This is a genomic window from Stenotrophomonas sp. INTA L402-1 (genome assembly GCF_059295135.1).
In genome coordinates this window covers 22,195-39,268 of the sequence record NZ_JCAFWP010000005.1, presented here as the reverse complement: position 1 = coordinate 39,268, position 17,074 = coordinate 22,195, and the positions used below count along the sequence as shown (strand labels likewise).

Sequence of the window (17,074 nt, the reverse complement as noted above, 5' to 3'; positions counted from 1 at the left end):
ACGGCGTCCCCCTACCGTTCGTCGGCCCATGACTTCCGGGGGGTTGACTACAGTTGTCGTCACGCAGAAAGTGGCGACACGTGTAGTCAAGGGAGTGGTGTCATGCGTGGCAAGACGATCGGGGACCAGGAGCTGGCCCTGCTGCAGTACATCGATGAACATGCGCCGGCCAGCGTCGGCGAGGTCGCCAGTGGCTACGGCGAGGCCCGTGGCCTGGCCCGGTCCACCGTGCTGACGATGATGGAGCGGCTGCGGGCGAAGGGGTATCTTCGTCGCCAGCAGCAGGACGGCGTCTACCGCTACCAGGCCACCCGTGGCCCGGAAAGCGTGCTGCAGGGTGCAGTGGCCCAGTTCGTCGACAACACGCTGCAGGGCTCGGTGTCGCCGTTCGTGGCCTACCTGTCGCAGCGCCAGCAGGTCAGCGACAACGAGCTGGCCGAGCTGGAAGCGCTGGTCGCCGAACTCCAATCGCGCCGCCACGAGGGCTGAGCCATGGACACCACGATGCTGATCCCGTTGTTGGAACGGCTGGGCTGGACCAGCCTGCAGACCGTGCTGCTGGTGGCCCTGGTGTACGGCGTGTGCCGCGCGCTGCCGTCGCTGTCGGCGGCCACCCGCTGCCGCCTGTGGTGGCTGGTGTCGCTGCAGGCCGTGCTCGGCCTGTTCTGGAGCCAACCGCTGCAGCTGGCCTGGCTGCCGGCACCGCAGGCGGTGGCGATGACCGCCACTGACGTTGCCGCAGATCTGGTCTACCCGCTGGCGCCGGAAGCCTCGGCGCAGCTGCTGGCGACGATGCCGGTGCCTGCGGCGGACGTGCCGGCAGTTGCGTGGTGGGCCGTTGCACTGGCTGCGCTGTGGGCATCCGGTGCGCTGCTGATGGCGCTGCGTACCTTTGGTGAATGGCGCCGCTGCCGCGCGCTGCTGGCCGCCGCCTATCCCTGCGAGGACGAAGCGCTGGTGCAGGCCCTGCAACTGGCCTCCGATGCGCACGGCGTGCGTCCTGCGCCGCGGTTGTGGATGAGCACGCAGGTGGATGCACCGCAGCTGGTCGGGCCGTTCCGCCCGGTGCTGCTGCTGCCGGCCGGCGACAATGCCCTGCAGGGTGACGCGCTGGATCTGGCACTGACGCATGAACTGCAGCACCTGCAGCGGCGTGACCTGCAGTGGGGCCTGCTGCCTGCACTGGCCCAGCACCTGTTCTTCTTCCACCCGCTGCTGCGCCTGTCGGTGCGCGAATATGCACAGGCCCGCGAAGAAGCGGTGGATGCGGCCGTGGTTGGCCAGCACGGCGCCAGCCGCCAGGCTTATGGCCGCCTGCTGCTGCAGCTGGGCGTGGCACCGCAGCCGCACCTGGGTGTGGCAAGTGCTGCACCGAACACCACCAGCCTCAAGCGTCGCCTGCTCTCGCTGCAGCCGCGCCGGGCCTGCCCGCGCATTCTGGCGATGGCGTTGACCGCTGTCGTCGTTGTGGTGGGCGTGGCACCGATGCGGCTGGTGGCGGCGCCAGTGCCGCCGGCACCGCCGGCGCCTCCGGCTGCACCGAAGGCCGTGGTGCCGCCACCGCCGAAGGCTCCGAACGCGCCGCCCGCAGCGCCTTCGGCCGCGCGCGTTCCGGCCGTGCCGGTGGCGCCCGCGCCGCCTGCCGAGCCGGCCGATGTCGAGGCGCTGTCAGGCCCGGACGATGCCGATGTGGCGGTCGACGTGGATGTCGATGTGGATACCGACATGCACGGTGAGCATTCGAATTCCCACACCACCTCCATCACCACCTACGGGCGCCTGGATCTCGGCAAGTCGCCGTTGCAGGCCTACGTGCTGGTCGATGGTGATTCGACCTTCGCCAATGGCGGCATCGACGATGTAACGGTGGCCCGCAGGCAGCTCGGCAAGGGGCCGGCGCTGTGGTTCCGCCAGGGCGACAAGCGCTATGTGGTGCGCGACCCGATGCTGATCCAGACCCTGCAGCGCGCCTACAGCGGCGCCGCAGACCTCGGTCGCCAGCAGAGCGAACTGGGCCGCCAACAGAGTGCGCTGGGTCGCGAGCAGGGCGAACTCGGCAGGCAGATGGGTGAGATGGGCCGCCTGCAGGGTGAGGAGTCACGCCGCCTTGCGCTGGCCGCCGCTGAGGTAGCGCGCAGCGCGATGGCTGCCCACGACATCAACCGTGAGGCCGCCGCAGAAGCCGCGAAGGCGGCGCGTGGTGCGACCAGCGATATGGCCGTTGCGCGTGAGGCTGCACGCGAGGCCGCTGCCGAGGCACGTCGTGCGATGCAGGAAGCCCGCAGCGAGGCCGCGCAATCCGGCCGCACCCGTGACATGCAGCGCCTGGCCAGCCAGCAGTCTGAACTGGCCAGCCGACAGGCGGCACTGGGCAGCCAACAGGCCGCGTTGGGCGAGCGTCAGGCACGCGTGCATGCGCAGGCATCGCAGCAGGCACAGCAGGTGATCGCGCGCGCACTGGCCAGCGGCAAGGCCGAGCGCCTCTGAGCGGTAGTGCCGGCCGCTGGCCGGCAATGTGGGGTGCCGGCCAGCGGTCGGCACTTCCTTGGGAACATCAACCGCAGCTGGCGCGCTCGATGCGGTTCTGCGCATCCACCTGCACGGTCACGCGGTCCTGGCGGAAGTCCATGGTCACCGCCATGCCCGGCTTGACCACCCGTGCACCGCGCGCGCCGCTGTCAGCCACCAGTTTCTTGATCGTGGCTTCGTCGGCGGTCTTGCCGGTGAAGGCCTCCAGCGCCTCCGGCCTGCATTCGTGTGCGGTATCGGCCACGGGCGCCGGCGCGGGATCATGGGTGGTGCTGCTGCCGGCGTGACTGCAGGCGGCCAAGGGCAGGATGGCGAGCAGGACCAGGGGGTTGAGGCGCATCGTCGGGCTCCAGGCGTGGATGGTGGCGGCAGTGTCACCGCTGCCACCGTCAGGCCGCGTCAACGCCTACTGCCCGACCAGCGCCAGGGTTTCGCGTTCACGTTGTTCTTCCCGTACCAGCCGCTGCAGCAGCAGGGCCAGGGTCACCACGTCCTGGTGGTTGTGGTCGGCCACCAGGCGCAGGTTCACCGCGTCGCCGCCGCGCAGGAAGCGCAGCCATGCGCCGGGCGCTTCCGAGCCGGGCAGGTCATCCTCGCGCACCACGCGCAGCAGCTGGCGTTCGATGGTGGACAGCTTGCAGTTCTCCCACGTGCCGCGATAGCGGCGGCGGGTCGGATAGAGCAGGTCGACGTGATCCAGCGCTGTGATCGGGCACCGCTGGCGGGCCAGTCGGTAGCGCGCCTTCAACAGGGGCGCATCGTAGCTGCGGCCGTTGTAGCTGCAGAACACGGTGGACGGCTGCAGCCAGCTGGCGAAGGTGGCCAGCATCGCGTCCTCGGCGGCCATCGTCGACATCAACAATTGGCGGATGCGCAGGCCTTCACCGCGTTGCGGGCACATATGCCAGTCGGCGGCACCGATCATGAAGGCGCGGGTGCCGGTGCCGCCGGCCAGGCCTGTGGTTTCGGTATCGAAGAACAGCAGGTCGCGCGCGGCCACGTGCTCGCCATCGCGGCGGGCGAAATCCAGCGACAGCGGTTGCGCCGGAATCGCCTGCGGCTGCAGCGACTCGATCAGGAACAGGCCCGGTGCGATTTCCTCGCCGGGCAGCTGACGATCCTGCGCGCTGGCCCGTGCAGGTGCAGGGCCGCCTCGCGTGCGCAGGCCGAGCAGGCGATGCAGGCTGCCCACTTCCGGCCGACGCAGCGGTGCGGGTGCCGGTGTGGAGGCCGCTGCACCGGTCGGCTTGTGGCGGATTTCCTGTTCGACCCAGGCGAACACCGAACGCTCGGCCGGTGGTTGCCGCGCATCGTTGGCGGCAACCGGTGCCGCAGGTGATGCGGGCGGCGGCTCGGGCGCAGCCGGCGTGACTGCCTTCGGGTCACCGGCCTGCTTCCGCAGCAGGCGCAGCTTGTCCAGGCTCAGGCTCACGGGGCCAGCAGCTCCATCGGGTCGCGGGTGGTCACCACCACGTCGGGCACGTGCTGGCAGGCCTCGGCATCGAACAGGTCCAGCACACGCAGCGCCAGCGCGCGCGGCGAGGTGTCATCCTCTTCCTGCGCGGCCAGCACCGGGCCGACACAGGCCGGGCAGCCGGCCTTGCAGTCGCAGCGCTGCACCAGTTCGCGCGCGCGCTGCACCAGTTCGGCCTGGCGCTGCCACAGCGGCTCGCTGAGGCCGACGCCGCCGGGGAAGTTGTCGTACAGGTAGACGGTGGGCACGAACTCCTGCAGCAGCTCCACCACACCAGGATCACCTTCGCTGCCGCGCAGTTGACCACGGCCGCTCTGGTCGGCGATCGCGAACCAGGAACCATCGCCGTTGCCCACCGACTTCTGCAGGTCGCGCGCATCGGCCATCACCGCCACGGTGGCGACGATGTGCAGCGCATAGGCGGCGCCGAGGAAGCCATCCAGCGCATCCTGCTTGCTGGCGAAGGCGCGCAGCAGCAGTGCCTGCGGTAGCTGCCACCACACCGCAGTGGTGTGCAGTTCCTGGTCGGGCAGGTTCACCGGGCCGTAGCCGATGTTCTCGTGGGTGTAGTAGCGGATCTTCTTGTAGCCGGCCACGCGGCGCACCACGTGCACCTCGCCATGATGCGAATCGCCACGCCCGGCCACGCCACCATCGAAGCGGTCCAGCACCTTGAGCTTGGTGAAGTCGATGCTGTCGGTGTAGTAATCCACATGCGTGCGGGTGACATAGGCCTTGCGGCCGTCCCAGTCGAGCGTCTCCACCTGGTAGGGCGTGGACTGCACCATGTGGATGGCGCCTTCGTACAGGGTGAGTGCGGCGGCGGAATAGTCGACTTCGGCGATGATCTGCTGGCGGCCATCGCTGCGATCGACCACCACGAAGTTGCCATCGGCCACCGCACGCAGGCTGACCGCGTTGGCCGGGTAACTGTCGGCGATCCATTCCCAGCGTTCGCCCTCGCGGTGGATCACTTCTGTCTCTGCCAGCGCTTCCAGGAACACTTCCGGGTCGATCGGGCCGAAGCCATCGCCGACCCGGAACGGCAGCTCGAACGCCGCGCAGCGGATGTGGTCGAACAGGATCAACGGCTGGTCCGGCGCAATGCGCGCGTGTTCGGGCGAGGCCTCGGCGAAGAAGTCCGGATGCCGCACCACGTACTGGTCCAGCGGCTGCGAACTGGCCACCATCACCCCCAGCGCCAGCTGCTGACGGCGGCCGGCACGGCCGAAGCGCTGCCAGGTGGCGGCCACGCTGCCGGGGTAGCCGTTGAGGATGACCACGTCCAGGCTGCCGATATCCACGCCCAGCTCCAGCGCCGAGGTGCTGACGATGCCGTCGATGTTGCCCGCGCGCATCGCACGCTCGGTCTCGCGGCGTTCGGTGGGCAGGTAGCCGCCACGGTAGGCGCGGATGCGCGGCGGCTTGCGCGGGTCGTGGTCGAAGATGTCCTTCAGGTACTTGGTCAGCACCTCGACCATCAAGCGGGTCTGCGCGAACACCAGGGTCTTCAGCCCGGACTTGATCGCAATGCGTGCGATGCGGTTGCTCTGCGAGCGTGCCGAGGCGCGCAGGCCCAGGTCCGGATTGATCACCGGCGGGTTCCACAGCAGCACCTGCTTGGGCCCGCTGGGCGCGCCGGATTCGGTGATGGCGGTGACCGGTGCCTCGATCAGCGCCTCGGCATGGGCCTGCGGGTTGCCGATGGTGGCCGAGCACAGGATGAACTGCGGTTGCACGCCGTAGAACGCGCAGATGCGCTTGAGCCGGCGCAGCACGTTGGTGACGTGACTGCCGAATACGCCGCGATAGGTGTGCACCTCGTCGATGACGATGTAGCGCAGGTTCTCGAAGAACTGCGCCCACTTGGTGTGATGCGGCAGGATCGCCTGGTGCAGCATGTCCGGGTTGGACACCACGATGTCGCCGTGCAGGCGGATGGCCTGGCGCGCATCGCCCGGGGTGTCGCCATCGAAGGTGAAGGCCTTCACCCCGAGGTCGCCGGCACGGTTGAGCTCCAGCAGCTCGGCCACCTGGTCCTGGGCCAGCGCCTTGGTCGGGAACAGGTACAGCGCCTTGGCCTTGTCCTGCATCGCTGCGCTGACCACCGGCAGGGTGTAGCACAGCGACTTGCCGCTGGCGGTGGGGGTGACGATGGCCACATGCTCGCCACGCTGGCTGGCCTCCCAGGCCTCGGCCTGGTGGCTGTAGAGCTGCTCGATGCCACGTGCCTTCAGCGCTGCAGCCAGGGCAGGCGGCACTGAATCGGGCAGCGGCGCGTAGCGACCCTCGCGGCCGGGGATGGCGAAGCTGCCGGTGATACGGTCCTGGTAGCGGCGCTGCAGGCGCGCACTGAGCAGGGCGCCGTCGCGGGCCGGCAGGCCATCACGGGTGGCGAGCTTCTGCTCGGCATCGGCGGTGCGCTTGGCGAGTTCGTAAGCCATGGAAGATGGAGCCGGGACGTTTTTCGAGGGGTCACATGGCACCACATTCACGTCTCAGGATGTGAGACACCGCACACGGAGCGCGTGAATCGTTCAGTGCTCGCGTCCCGTGGTGTCGCCGCATCTCCCCTGGCTGAACAGCTGCCAGTGCAGCAACGAAATCTGAAGCCCGTATCCGTATCCTTGGGTGCTGGACGCAACCAACAGGGTGGATGGCTGTGGCACGACGTGGAACGCAGGGAGCACTCCTGGCCAGCATGCTGCTGGCCGGTATCGCGCAGGCGCAGCAGGCCACGCCGGTAGCGGTGCCCAACCCAGCGCCCGAACCTCCTGCAGATGCGCTGGCGGCAACCACCGCGCCGATCTCCACCACCCTGCCGCAGGACAACGTCACCACCCTTGGCGAAGTGCGTGCGCTCAAGCCCGAAGACGAGCCGCTGGATCTGTACCGTTTCAAGAATCCGGTGAAGTTCGGCGACAACCGCTTCAGTCGCGACTGGAGCGAGCCGCCGTCGCCGGAGCAGGTCAGCATGGGCGGTGGCTACATCATGATGGGCGTGGTCAAGGGCGTGCTGGCGGCCGGCAGGGGCTTGAACAAGCTCACCGGAGGGCCGGACCAGATCCAGGCCGCGACCGCACGGCCACCGCCGGAACTCAGTGCCGAACAGCGGCAGCGTGCGCTGCGGTTCTCCCAGGAGCAGGATGCCGGTGATGCATCGCCGGTGAAGTAGGCCGGTATATCCTGCCGGCTCCCCCACCGGTAGTGCTGCCATGTTCCTGCGTTCGATCTGCCTGATGGCGGCATTGCTGCCGGCGTCCGCCTTCGCGGATGGCATCGCCGGTGATGGCGCCTGCCGCAATGGCGCGTTTCCCTCTGAACAGAGCCGGTTCGCTCTGGCGCGGGTGGTCGATGCGCCCCGTCTGTACCTGCTTGGCGACATGGACGGCTGCCCGGCGAAGGGCGAACCGGCCTGCCGACAGCGCAGCTATGTGGTCAATGGCGATACCGTGGTGACCGGGCGTGATCTTGGCCGCTACCGCTGCGCGTTCTTCCCGAACAAGGTGGGTGGCAGTGCTGGCTGGGTGGACCGCAGCAAGCTGCAGGCGTTGCCGGTGGTCGTGCCGTCGCTACAGGATTGGGCGGGCAACTGGAAGGACGGCGACAACGGCCTGCGCATCACCGTGCAGGGTGGGCAACTGCATGTGGAGGGTGATGCCTACTGGCCCTCCGCCAACCCCACGCCGGAGCAGCGCCCCTACGGGCCGAACATGGGCCAGGTGGAAGCGCGCGCGGCGCCGCATGGTGCCGATGTCGAGTTTGTAGAGGACACCTGCAAGGTGCGCGTGCATTCGCTGGGGGAGGTGCTGATCGTGGCCGACAACAGCGAATGCGGTGGCATGAACGTGCGCTTCAATGGCGTGTACCGGCGCGTAGGCACGCGTTGAAAAGCGCCAACCAAGGTTGGCATCTACCGGGGCAACCGGGCAGTAGATCCACGCCATGCGTGGATGATGCTTGCGATCCAATTGGTGGGGTCAGAGCCCTTTCGCGGGCGAAAGGGATCCGACCCCGGGATCAGCGCCGTCGTTCCAGCCACCACAGCAGCGATGCGCACAGCACGAACGCCAGCCACCAGGGCCAGCGCGAGCCCGGTACGGGCTGCATCACCAACGCGTTCGCCGACGTACTGGAGGCCAACGCCTGAGTAGTCGCATCGATCATCGCCTGCCGATGCAGTGCGGGTGCATCCTTCGGGTCGAACACATAGCGCCAGACGGTGCTGTCGCCATGCTGCAGGCGCTGCCAGCCTGCCTCACGGGGCCACCAGCCGACGCAGCGCAGCGCCGACGTCGCGCCATCGACGATCAGGGGTACATCGTCGCCACGCTTGTTGAAGACCTGCAGCGGTGCCTGCACACCGCACAGCGCCTGTCGTTCGCCTGCCCAGCCGATCGGTTGCGGTGACCACAGCGCATCAGCGCTGCCCTGTGCACGTGCCAGCGTGGCCACCACGCCGCTCCACAGTTCGCCGTGGCGGTCGTCGCGCCCGGCCAGTACCCAGCGCCAGCTGTCGGTGATTGGCAGCAGGCCGATGCGGCCCTTGCCGACCGCGCGCCAGCCACCGATGGCGTTGCCAGCACGATCGTGCTGCAGCGCGCCGTCGCCGGGCACCTGCAGTGCCAGTACTTCCAGCGCGGGCAGGGCGGCGTTGTGCGAGCTGCGGTCGGCCTCTTCGCCGTAGCCGGTCGGCAGCGTACCCGCGGCGAGCGGGCCACGCCGTGCGGCGAGGATCGCGCTGTCGCCATCGCCGGGAAGTTCGAGGGCGTGGCTGCTGCCATCGCCTTGCACCGGTAGACCAAGATCCTGCAGGCGCTGGCGAGCGCTGGCCGAAGGTGCGCCCGCACTGCGTACCAGCACGCCCAGTCCATCGCGCAGCGCCTGGCGCATGGCGGCCAGCTGGCCTGCACTCAATGCGGCCAGGCTGCGCTCGTCCAGCAGCAGCAGATCGCTGCGCGTGAGCGATGCTGCATCGATCGACACCGCGCCATCACCGACGCTGAGTCCGGCCCCGGTATCCGCCTGCACCTGCACACGGATGCCGGCATCGGCCGCCCAACGCCGCAGGTACTTCAGCTCTGGACCCGGCGCGCTGGCGCGCACCAGCAGGCGCAGCGGTGCGGCCGGCAGGGTCTGCTGCGGCACCGGTACGCTATCCACCACATGCCCGTCGGCATCGAGCAGGCGCAGCTGGAACACGCTGCGGCCCTCGGCGCGGGCGATGCCACTCAGCTGCACGCGGCCGTCTTCGGCAACGTCCGTGCGATCGACCACGCCGTCGGCCGGGTCGAGCAGCTCTGCTTTCGCCTTGGCCGCGCCACGCGCCTGTGCCTGGACTTCAAAACGGGCACCGGGAGCGACATCGGCTGGTGGTTGCAGTGCGATCCAGCCGCGCGGCTCCGGTGTGGCCTGCCAACGTACATCCGGTGGCAGCAGCGCGTCACGGTCCCGTGCCGCCAGGCCAGCACCGACCAGCGTCAGCGTGGCGGCCGGATGCTGGCGCAGCGCGGTGGCCAGGTCGGGTACGCGCTGTGCGCCGGGCACATCGGCAGCTTCCGGCAACAGCAACAGCGGGCCTTCGCTGGCCGGGAGTGCGCCGGCCTTGCCGGCATCGGTTCCGAGCACGACCAGCCCGCCTGCGGGTTGCTGGCGGGTGGGCGGTACCAGGCAGAAATACAGCAGCGCGGCGACGATGATCTGCAGTGCGATCACGATCCACCGGCGGCCAGGGTGCGCGGTGTTTCCACGCAGCTGGCGCAAGCTGGCGATGACCACGATCAGGGCGAGTGCCAGCGCAATCCACAGGTTCACAGCGGAGGCGTTCATGGCTGCGCCTCCAGCGCGTCGAGGTAGCGCTGGCCCATCGCATCGGCGGCACTGCGCCGCATCGCCTGCGGCAGCGGACGCTGCAGCGCCCGCCACAACTGTGCGCGCAGGCGCTGGCGACAGTCGCTGCAGTCGGGCTCGATGCGCAGCTGCTCGATGGCCGCAGCCAGATCGAGTGCATCGGGCAGGTAGGCCGCGTTGCGCTGCTGCCAGGTCGCGAGCGCGTCCAGATCCGGCGCGCCGGTGTCGTCGCCGAGACGCTGCCAGGCTTCGACGATGGCCGGATCGGGCGGGGTGCGGGCGGCCAGCGGCAGTTCACGACTGGCCAGCCCGGCACGGTCACCGCCGAGGCGGCGGCCTTCATCGATCGGTGGCAGCTCCGGTCCGACACGGGCCAGATAGATGCGCTCGGCCTGCTGCACCTGCTTGATGAAGCCCAATGCCTTGTAGGCGAAGGGTAATGCCTGCTCCGGTCGGCCCTGGCGCAGCTCGCCTTCGGCCGACCACATCTGGTCAAGCGCCGCCTTCAGCGTGGCACGGGTCTGCGGATCGAGCAGGGTGGCCGCCTCGGCATGGTCATGGGTGTGGCCGTACTCGGAGAGCACGTCGGTGGCGCTGCCGAACACCGGCGGCGTATCGGCATTGGTCGCCTTGCCACCGTGATCGTGGTCATGCTCATCGTGCGCTCCGGCCTCGGCGCCATGGTCGTGATCGTGATCGTCGTCGTGATCGTGGTCGTCTGCGGCGGGCGTATCGCTGGTGGGCAGGTCGCTGGTCGGCGGTGGCTTCGGCGCACCTTCGCTTTCCTCACCCAGGAACTGGCCGTAGCGCAGGCGCAGGATGCGCTGGTCGACACCGATCGCATCGCTGCGCTTCACGAAATCCTCGGCGGCGAGAGTGCGGCGCTGCCGGATCAGCGCTTCGGCATCGATGATGATCTGCCGCTGGCTGCGGAAGTAGGCCGGCAGGGTCTTCTTGATGCGGCCTTCCAGCTCTGCACCGAGTGCGACTTCGGCGCTGGGCAGGCGCAGGATCACGCTGCTGCTGCGTCCGGTCTGCGGCGTGGGCGCATGGTTGTCGCGCACCTCCAGCTGGGCGATGACATCGTTGCCCGGTTGTGCGCCCAGCGCAGCCAGATCAAGGGTGTGGGCGAAACGCCGCGCGGTGGCTTCGCCGCTGCCGGCAAGCGTGACGCTGCGCTTCACGAAGGTGATGTTCTCACCGCTGCCCTGGGTGGTGGTGATCGACAGCGTTGCCTGCGCCGCGACACCGTAATCGTCGCTGGCCTCGAAGCGCAGCGCCCATTGCCGTTGCCCGGGCGTGCCCAGCACCAGGCTGGCGGCCGGCTCCAGCACGCGCACGCTGGGCGCGCGGTCGGCCACAACATCCAGCCGGTACAGGCGGGCTTCGGCCAGCGCCGGTTCGCTCACCACGCGGTACAGCACCGGCGTGCGCGCCACATCCTGTGCCTGCCACTGCCCATCGCGCTCGCTCAGCGGCAGCCGTCGACCATCGTGGAACTGCAGCCATGCCTTGGCCGGTGCGTGGTCGAAGCGCAACGACCACGACAGCCGGCTGTCGGCGGCGACCTTGGCATCCAGCGTGCTCTGCGTCAGCGTGGCTTGCCCGGTGTAAGCCGGTGCGTCGATGCGCAGGCGACTGGACTGCAGTTGCAGCGGGCCTGCGGACGCCGTGCTGCCGGTCGTGGCGGAATGAACGGCTGCCGGGTCTGGGTTCGAACGCGGCCAGCCGAACGCGAGCAGGGCAACGGCCAAGCCACCGATCCAGCACAGCATCACCGCCAGGTGCGGCCAACGCGGACGCAGCTCCGGCATCGCGCGTTCAAGCGTGGCCAGCACATGCACACGCTGGCGCTGCTGCAGCGGATTGAGCGTGGTGGCGTCGGCGAACAGCAGGTCGGCGCTGTCCTCGCTGGCACCGCTGCCATCGAGCTGGCGCTGCAGCCACTGGCGGTCCAGCTGGCGGGCACGTGCAGTGGCGAAGGCCGCGCAGGCGAGCAGGCTGACCGTGGCGACCACGCAGGCGATATCGAAACCGGACAGCCGCAGTGCGAGCGCCGTCGCAGCCAGCGCCCACGGCAGGCCCAGCAGCAGGGTGATGGCGGCGCGGCGACGACGCGCACGTTGCCAGGCATGCTGCAGCGTCTTCATGCGATCGCCCTGCGCCGCGCGCTGCTGGCCATCCAGCGTTCCAGTGCGAACAGCAGCACGATTGCCAGCAGAAGCCACGCCGTGGGCTCACGCACCGGCGATGCTGCGGCGGGCAGTGCAATCTGGCGCGGCGCCTGGTCCTGTGCATCGCCCACGCGTGGCGACGGCGGCGGCTGCAGGGCCAGCAGCAGGGAACGCGGCAGCTGTGGATCGCGCAGCGCGGTGTTGCTGGCGGCATCCCAATCACCCGGTAGTGACAGCAGGCGGCCAAGGCCGACACGTTGCTGCCACAACAGCGGCACGCCTTCGGCGCTGCGCAGCAGGACCTGGGCTTCCGTGGCGGGCTTGGCGGCGATCAGCACACTGCCGCCATCTTGCAGCCACGCCTGCCAGTTCGCCGGCAGTGCGTCGTTGCGGCTCCATACGCCGATCTCGCCGCGTTCGGGCAGGGCATCCGCCACCAGAGGAGCGAGCGGCGCCTGCACGCCCCACGCGCGCTGCAGTGCATTCAACCAGTGCTGGGCAGCGGCCGAAGCATCGCTGTGCACGCGCAGGCGCGGCGACGTTGCGGCACGCGGTTGCGCAGTGACCGGCATCGGCTGCGTGTGCCATTGCACCTCACGCGACAGCTGCAGGCGGGCGCCATCCAGGCCGGGCAGGGGATCGGGAACGTGCACGGTCAACGCGGTGCCCGCTGGCAGCTGCGCATCCAGTTCGCGCAGCAGGCTGGGCAGGGATGCGCTGGCTGCGGGGGGCGCCTGATCAATGGCCGGGAAGCCGGGCGCCAGCCAGTGCCAGTTGCGATCCGCAGCGGTGCCGCGCAGTGCGGCGGCATCCAGCCCCGGGGCCACCACCGTCCATGCACTGGGGGCCGGCACGGGGCCGGTCAACGCAGGCCGTGCCAACAGCAAAGCCAGCGCGGCAAGCAACAGCAGGCGCACCAGCAGCAATGGCCAGTCATCGAAGCGGATGCGCTGGCGTGGCCGGATCTGTGCGCGCAGCCAGCGCAGCGCGGCGAAATCCAGCGGTGTGTACGGATGGCGGCGGGCGAGGTGGATCAGCAGCGGCAGCAGCCATGCGGCGAGCGCGGCCAGACCCAATGGGAACAGCAGGGTCATGCACCGCCCCCACGGCCAAACAGCGCCTGCAGTGGTTGGTCCAGGGGCTGGTCGAGCCAGCCGGTGGCGCTGGCGATGCCGCTGGCCTGCAGGCGCGACCGCAATGCGTTTCGTGCGTCAGCGAAGTGCTGCAGGTAGTCGCTGCGGATCGCCGCGCCATCGCCCAGCAGTTCCTCGCCGGTCTCCGGGTCGCGGAAGCGGTGGCCGGCGTCGAATGGGAAGTCGCGCTCGTCGGCAGTCAGGATCTGCAGCAGGGCCAGTTCACGGCGCGCGCTGGCCAGTTGTTCCAGCAGCACGATGCCGGCTTCATCAAAGCCATCGCCAATGGCCAGCAGCATGTCGCCGGGGCGTACGCGTTCCCACAGCGGGCGTAGTCGATCCGCCGATGGCCAGCCGCCGCGCGCCTGCAGCGCATGAAGTTGAAGGTGCACGCGGTCACGTTGGCGTGCGCCGCTCGCTGCGGGCACCAGCTGCAGCCCATCGCCATTGATCGCCAGCAGGCCGAAACGGTCGCCTTGCTGCAGGGCCAGCTCGACCAGGCAGGCGGCAACGCCGCGCATATGATCCAGGCGCGTGCGTTCCGGCGCGGCGCGATCTGCCTGGCCGGCCGAGGCGGTCGCATCGAGCAGCAGCCAGACCGTGATCGGGCTTTCGCGTTCGGATTCGCGCACGAAGAAGCGGTCCGAGCGTGCATACAGCTTCCAGTCGATCTGGCGCAGTTCGTCACCCGGCTCGTAGGCCCGGTACTGGGCGAACTCCAGGCCGGCACCACGGCTGCGGCTGGCGTGCTGGCCAATGCCGCTCGCACCGCTGGCCAGGCGCGGCCGCAACCGCAGCAGGCGCAGGCGCGCGCGCAGTTCGGGTGGCAGGGTCAACGACGTACCAGCGTTCACGCGTGGATCAACCCGGGAACGGCACGGCCTGCAGCAGGGCGGCGACCACGTCGTCGGCACGCTTCTGCTCGGCCTCGGCGGCGAACGACAGCAGCAGGCGATGGCGCATCACCGGTGCGGCCAGTGCCTGGACATCCTCGCGGGTGGCGGCGAAACGGCCCTGCAGCAATGCGCGTGCCTTCGCCGCCAGCACCAGCGACTGCCCGGCGCGCGGGCCGGCACCCCATTTCACCCACTGGTTGATCGCCGCCGGTGCGCCTTCGCCTGGGCGGCTGGCGCGCACCAGGCGGGTGATCCAGGCCAGCACATCAGGGCTGACATGCACCTGGCGTACTGCGGCCTGCAGCGCGATCACCGCTTCGGCATCCATCACCTTCGGCACCGCGTCGGTGGCACCGCCGGTGGTCTGTTCCAGGATCTGCCGCTCTTCGTCCTCGCTCGGGTAATCCACCAGCACGTGCAGCAGGAAGCGGTCGAGCTGTGCCTCCGGCAGCGGGTAGGTACCGGCCTGCTCGATCGGGTTCTGCGTAGCCAGCACGAAGAATGGCGCGGGCAATGCGTAGGTGGTGCCGGCGTAGCTGACCGTGCGTTCCTGCATCGCTTCCAGCAGCGCGGCCTGGGTCTTGGGCGGGGTGCGGTTGAGTTCGTCTGCGAGCAGCAGGTGGGTGAAGATCGGGCCCTGCTGGAAACGGAAGTGGCGATGGCCGGTGCCGTGGTCTTCCTCCAGCAGCTCGGTGCCGAGGATGTCGCTGGGCATCAGGTCCGGGGTGAACTGCACGCGCCGGAACTGCAGTTCCAGCGCCTGCCCGAGCGAGCGCACCAGCAGGGTCTTGCCGAGCCCGGGCGCACCTTCCAGCAGGCAGTGTCCGCCGGCCAGCAGGCCGATCAACAGCTGCTCGACCACGGTGTTCTGGCCCACCACGGCGCGTGCAAGCGCGGCGCGCAGCGCATCCAGACGCGGCAGCAGGGAATCGAGGTCGGGGGAAGTCATGGTCGTGCAGGTCCTATCAATTGTTCAACGCGTACATCACGATGTTGACGCCGAAGCGGGTGTTGTCTTCGGCCAGGAAGCGCTTGTTGCGCCAGTCGTAGTCCCACTCGCAGCCGTAGTCCTTGTTGCTGTAGAGCAGGCCCAGGCGGCCGTCGACCTCGATGCCTTTCAGGTAGTCGTGTACCAGGTCATCGCCCCAGCCGTTGAGTTCGAAGCTGGTGGCGGGCGGGCCATCGGGGAAGCGGAAGAAGCTGCGGTACAGCGGGTGGCTGTTGGGCAGCTTCTGCAGTGCCTTGGGACCAAACAGGCGACCCATCTGCGCCTCGAACGAGGTGGCGAACAGGCCGTCGATATCGTGGTTGCAGTCGTCGACGAAGACGAAGCCGCCATTGCGCACATAGCGCACGAAGTTCTGCCGCTCGGCGGCGTTGAACTCCACCAGCGTGTGCCCGGCCAGGTAGCAGAACGGCGCTTCCAGCATGCGTGGGTCGGCCAGCGCCACCACGTGCTCCTGCGGATCCACGCGCAGCGAGGTGTAGTCAATCAGCGAGGTGATCAGGTTGGACGGCATGCGCGCGTCCACGTCCCAGTCGCCGGAGTCGTACTGCAGGCGGGTGAACCAGAAGTCGTAGCGCGAACTGCGCGGGCCTGACTGCGCCAAGGCCGGCAGCACCGCCGCCGAAGCGGCAGCGGCCAACCAGCGCAGGCAGGCCCGGCGATCCATCAGACCGCGTCGGACAGCGAGGTGAAGGTGAAATCGCGCAGCTTCATCGGCGGGATCATCATCACGTAGCTGGATTCATCACCGGCCACGCGCACCGGCTTGCCCAGCTCTTCGATGTTGTTGAGCATGATCACTGGCGATTCGTTGAAGCGGAAGTTCTTCACCGGGTGCTTGATCTGGCCGTTCTCGATGTAGAAGGTGCCGTCGCGGGTCAGGCCGGTCAGCAGCACGGTCTGCGGATCGACCATGCGGATGTACCAGGTACGGGTGACCAGGATGCCCTTCTGGGTGCCGCGCACCAGCTCGGCGGTGCTCTTGTCGCCACCGCTCATCAGCAGGTTGCCCGGCGTTGCCTTGGCGGTCTTGCCCTGCTTCTGCGCCCAGAAGCGCGAGTAGTCCAGGTTGGCGATCTTGCCGTTCTCGATGATGGCCATGCGCTCGCGTGGCATGCCTTCGCCGTCCCACGGCAGCACCGGTGCGTCCGGATGCCACGGATCGGCAATCATGGTCACGCGCGGGTCGTAGACCTGCTCGCCCAGTTTGTTGCCACCGCCCTTCTTCGACAGGAAGCTGCGGCCTTCATCGGCCGAGCGTGCGCTGAAGAAGTTCATCATGAAGCTGATCAGGCCCGCGGCCGCGGCCGGTTCCAGGATCACCGTGTACTTGCCCGGCTCCAGCGCCTTGGCTTCGGCCGATTCGGTGGCCTTGCGCATGGCGATGCGGATGTCCTGGTCGGCCTTGAAGTCGGCGGCATCCTTCAGGTTGCGGCCGACCCAGCCCGAACCGCGGCCATCTTCGGTACGCACGGTGCAGGTGTAATCGAAGTTGGTGGTGCGCTGGTAGGCGAAGTTGCCGTTGCTGTTGGCGGTGGCCTGGAAGCCCTGGCCGTCCTCGAGGAAGCCGGCGGCGATCAGGCCGTGGCCACGGCACGGGGCGATCGAATCGGCGGCGACCTTGGCGCGGAAGGCAGGATCGATCGCTGCAGTGGATTCGCTGAAGGTCGGGCTGGCGCGATAGCTCTGCTTGCCGATGGCCGGCATGAACTCCGGGTTCTCCGGCGCCAGGCGCGCCAGGTCTTCGGCGCGGCGTACCACGCGCTCCAGCGCGGCATCGTCGAACTCGTTGATCGATGCGGTACCGACGCGCTTGCCGAAGGCAACGGTGACCGCCAGCTCGGTGTTGTCGACGATGCCGCTGGTGGAGACATTGTTCAGCGCGAAACGGATGTTGCCGCTGATCGCGCCGGCCAGCACGGCGGTGCATTCGTCGGCCTTGGACAGGGCGATGACCTTGTCGAGGATGGCCTTGGCCTGGGCTTCGGTGAAGATACTCATGGTGTAAGGGC

Annotated in this window: 14 protein-coding genes; 4 read left to right on the top strand and 10 right to left on the bottom strand. The window is 68.8% G+C overall.

Translation table 11 applies throughout. From position 1 onward, the window contains the following. Positions 1–102 precede the first annotated feature (102 nt). Positions 103–489, top strand: a complete 387-nt coding sequence (locus AC5O77_RS05530) for a BlaI/MecI/CopY family transcriptional regulator (RefSeq protein ID WP_004133922.1) — start codon at positions 103–105, stop codon at positions 487–489. 3 nt (positions 490–492) lie between these two features. Further along, positions 493–2,487, top strand: coding sequence for a M56 family metallopeptidase (locus AC5O77_RS05525; RefSeq protein ID WP_478057814.1), 1,995 nt, complete (start codon positions 493–495; stop codon positions 2,485–2,487). 67 nt (positions 2,488–2,554) lie between these two features. On the opposite strand, the gene AC5O77_RS05520 is transcribed toward AC5O77_RS05525, so the two are convergent. The 3 genes from AC5O77_RS05520 to AC5O77_RS05510 form a co-directional block, all read right to left on the bottom strand. Continuing rightward, positions 2,555–2,869: an I78 family peptidase inhibitor gene (locus AC5O77_RS05520; RefSeq protein ID WP_125893021.1), complete on the bottom strand. Its 315-nt coding sequence runs from the start codon at positions 2,867–2,869 to the stop codon at positions 2,555–2,557. 66 nt (positions 2,870–2,935) lie between these two features. Beyond that, a complete protein-coding gene (locus AC5O77_RS05515; protein ID WP_478057813.1) occupies positions 2,936–3,961 on the bottom strand; it encodes a ribonuclease H-like domain-containing protein in 1,026 nt (341 codons plus the stop codon). Further along, positions 3,958–6,447, bottom strand: a complete 2,490-nt coding sequence (locus tag AC5O77_RS05510; protein WP_478057812.1) for a DEAD/DEAH box helicase — start codon at positions 6,445–6,447, stop codon at positions 3,958–3,960. Before AC5O77_RS05510 ends, AC5O77_RS05515 begins: the two co-directional genes overlap by 4 nt. Before the next feature lie 212 nt (positions 6,448–6,659). On the opposite strand from AC5O77_RS05510, the gene AC5O77_RS05505 reads away from it, so the two are divergent. Together AC5O77_RS05505 and AC5O77_RS05500 are read left to right on the top strand one after the other, a co-directional pair. Beyond that, entirely contained in the window at positions 6,660–7,178 is a 519-nt protein-coding gene (locus AC5O77_RS05505) for a hypothetical protein (RefSeq protein ID WP_197585114.1), read from the top strand. Positions 7,179–7,218: 40 nt separating this feature from the next. Further along, positions 7,219–7,893, top strand: a complete 675-nt coding sequence (locus AC5O77_RS05500) for a hypothetical protein (protein WP_478057811.1) — start codon at positions 7,219–7,221, stop codon at positions 7,891–7,893. A 130-nt stretch (positions 7,894–8,023) separates the two neighbouring features. Here the strand turns inward: AC5O77_RS05500 and AC5O77_RS05495 are convergent, their stop codons facing one another. From AC5O77_RS05495 to AC5O77_RS05465, 7 genes are read right to left on the bottom strand one after another with little or no spacing between them, the layout of a single operon-like run. Then, entirely contained in the window at positions 8,024–9,832 is a 1,809-nt protein-coding gene (locus tag AC5O77_RS05495; protein WP_494506557.1) for a hypothetical protein, read from the bottom strand. Further along, positions 9,829–12,003 (bottom strand): hypothetical protein, encoded by a 2,175-nt coding sequence (locus AC5O77_RS05490; protein WP_494506556.1) that lies wholly within the window; start codon positions 12,001–12,003, stop codon positions 9,829–9,831. The genes AC5O77_RS05495 and AC5O77_RS05490 overlap by 4 nt, the downstream gene beginning before the upstream one ends. Next, entirely contained in the window at positions 12,000–13,121 is a 1,122-nt protein-coding gene (locus AC5O77_RS05485; RefSeq protein ID WP_317218492.1) for a BatA domain-containing protein, read from the bottom strand. The genes AC5O77_RS05490 and AC5O77_RS05485 overlap by 4 nt, the downstream gene beginning before the upstream one ends. After that, positions 13,118–14,014, bottom strand: a complete 897-nt coding sequence (locus AC5O77_RS05480; RefSeq protein ID WP_478057808.1) for a DUF58 domain-containing protein — start codon at positions 14,012–14,014, stop codon at positions 13,118–13,120. Before AC5O77_RS05480 ends, AC5O77_RS05485 begins: the two co-directional genes overlap by 4 nt. A gap of 7 nt (positions 14,015–14,021) precedes the next feature. Next, positions 14,022–15,005, bottom strand: a complete 984-nt coding sequence (locus tag AC5O77_RS05475) for an AAA family ATPase (RefSeq protein WP_279913122.1) — start codon at positions 15,003–15,005, stop codon at positions 14,022–14,024. A 16-nt stretch (positions 15,006–15,021) separates the two neighbouring features. Beyond that, positions 15,022–15,729: a DUF4159 domain-containing protein gene (locus tag AC5O77_RS05470; protein ID WP_317218494.1), complete on the bottom strand. Its 708-nt coding sequence runs from the start codon at positions 15,727–15,729 to the stop codon at positions 15,022–15,024. Further along, positions 15,729–17,063, bottom strand: coding sequence for a TldD/PmbA family protein (locus AC5O77_RS05465; RefSeq protein ID WP_019336350.1), 1,335 nt, complete (start codon positions 17,061–17,063; stop codon positions 15,729–15,731). Before AC5O77_RS05465 ends, AC5O77_RS05470 begins: the two co-directional genes overlap by 1 nt. Between the last annotated feature and the right edge of the window lie 11 nt (positions 17,064–17,074).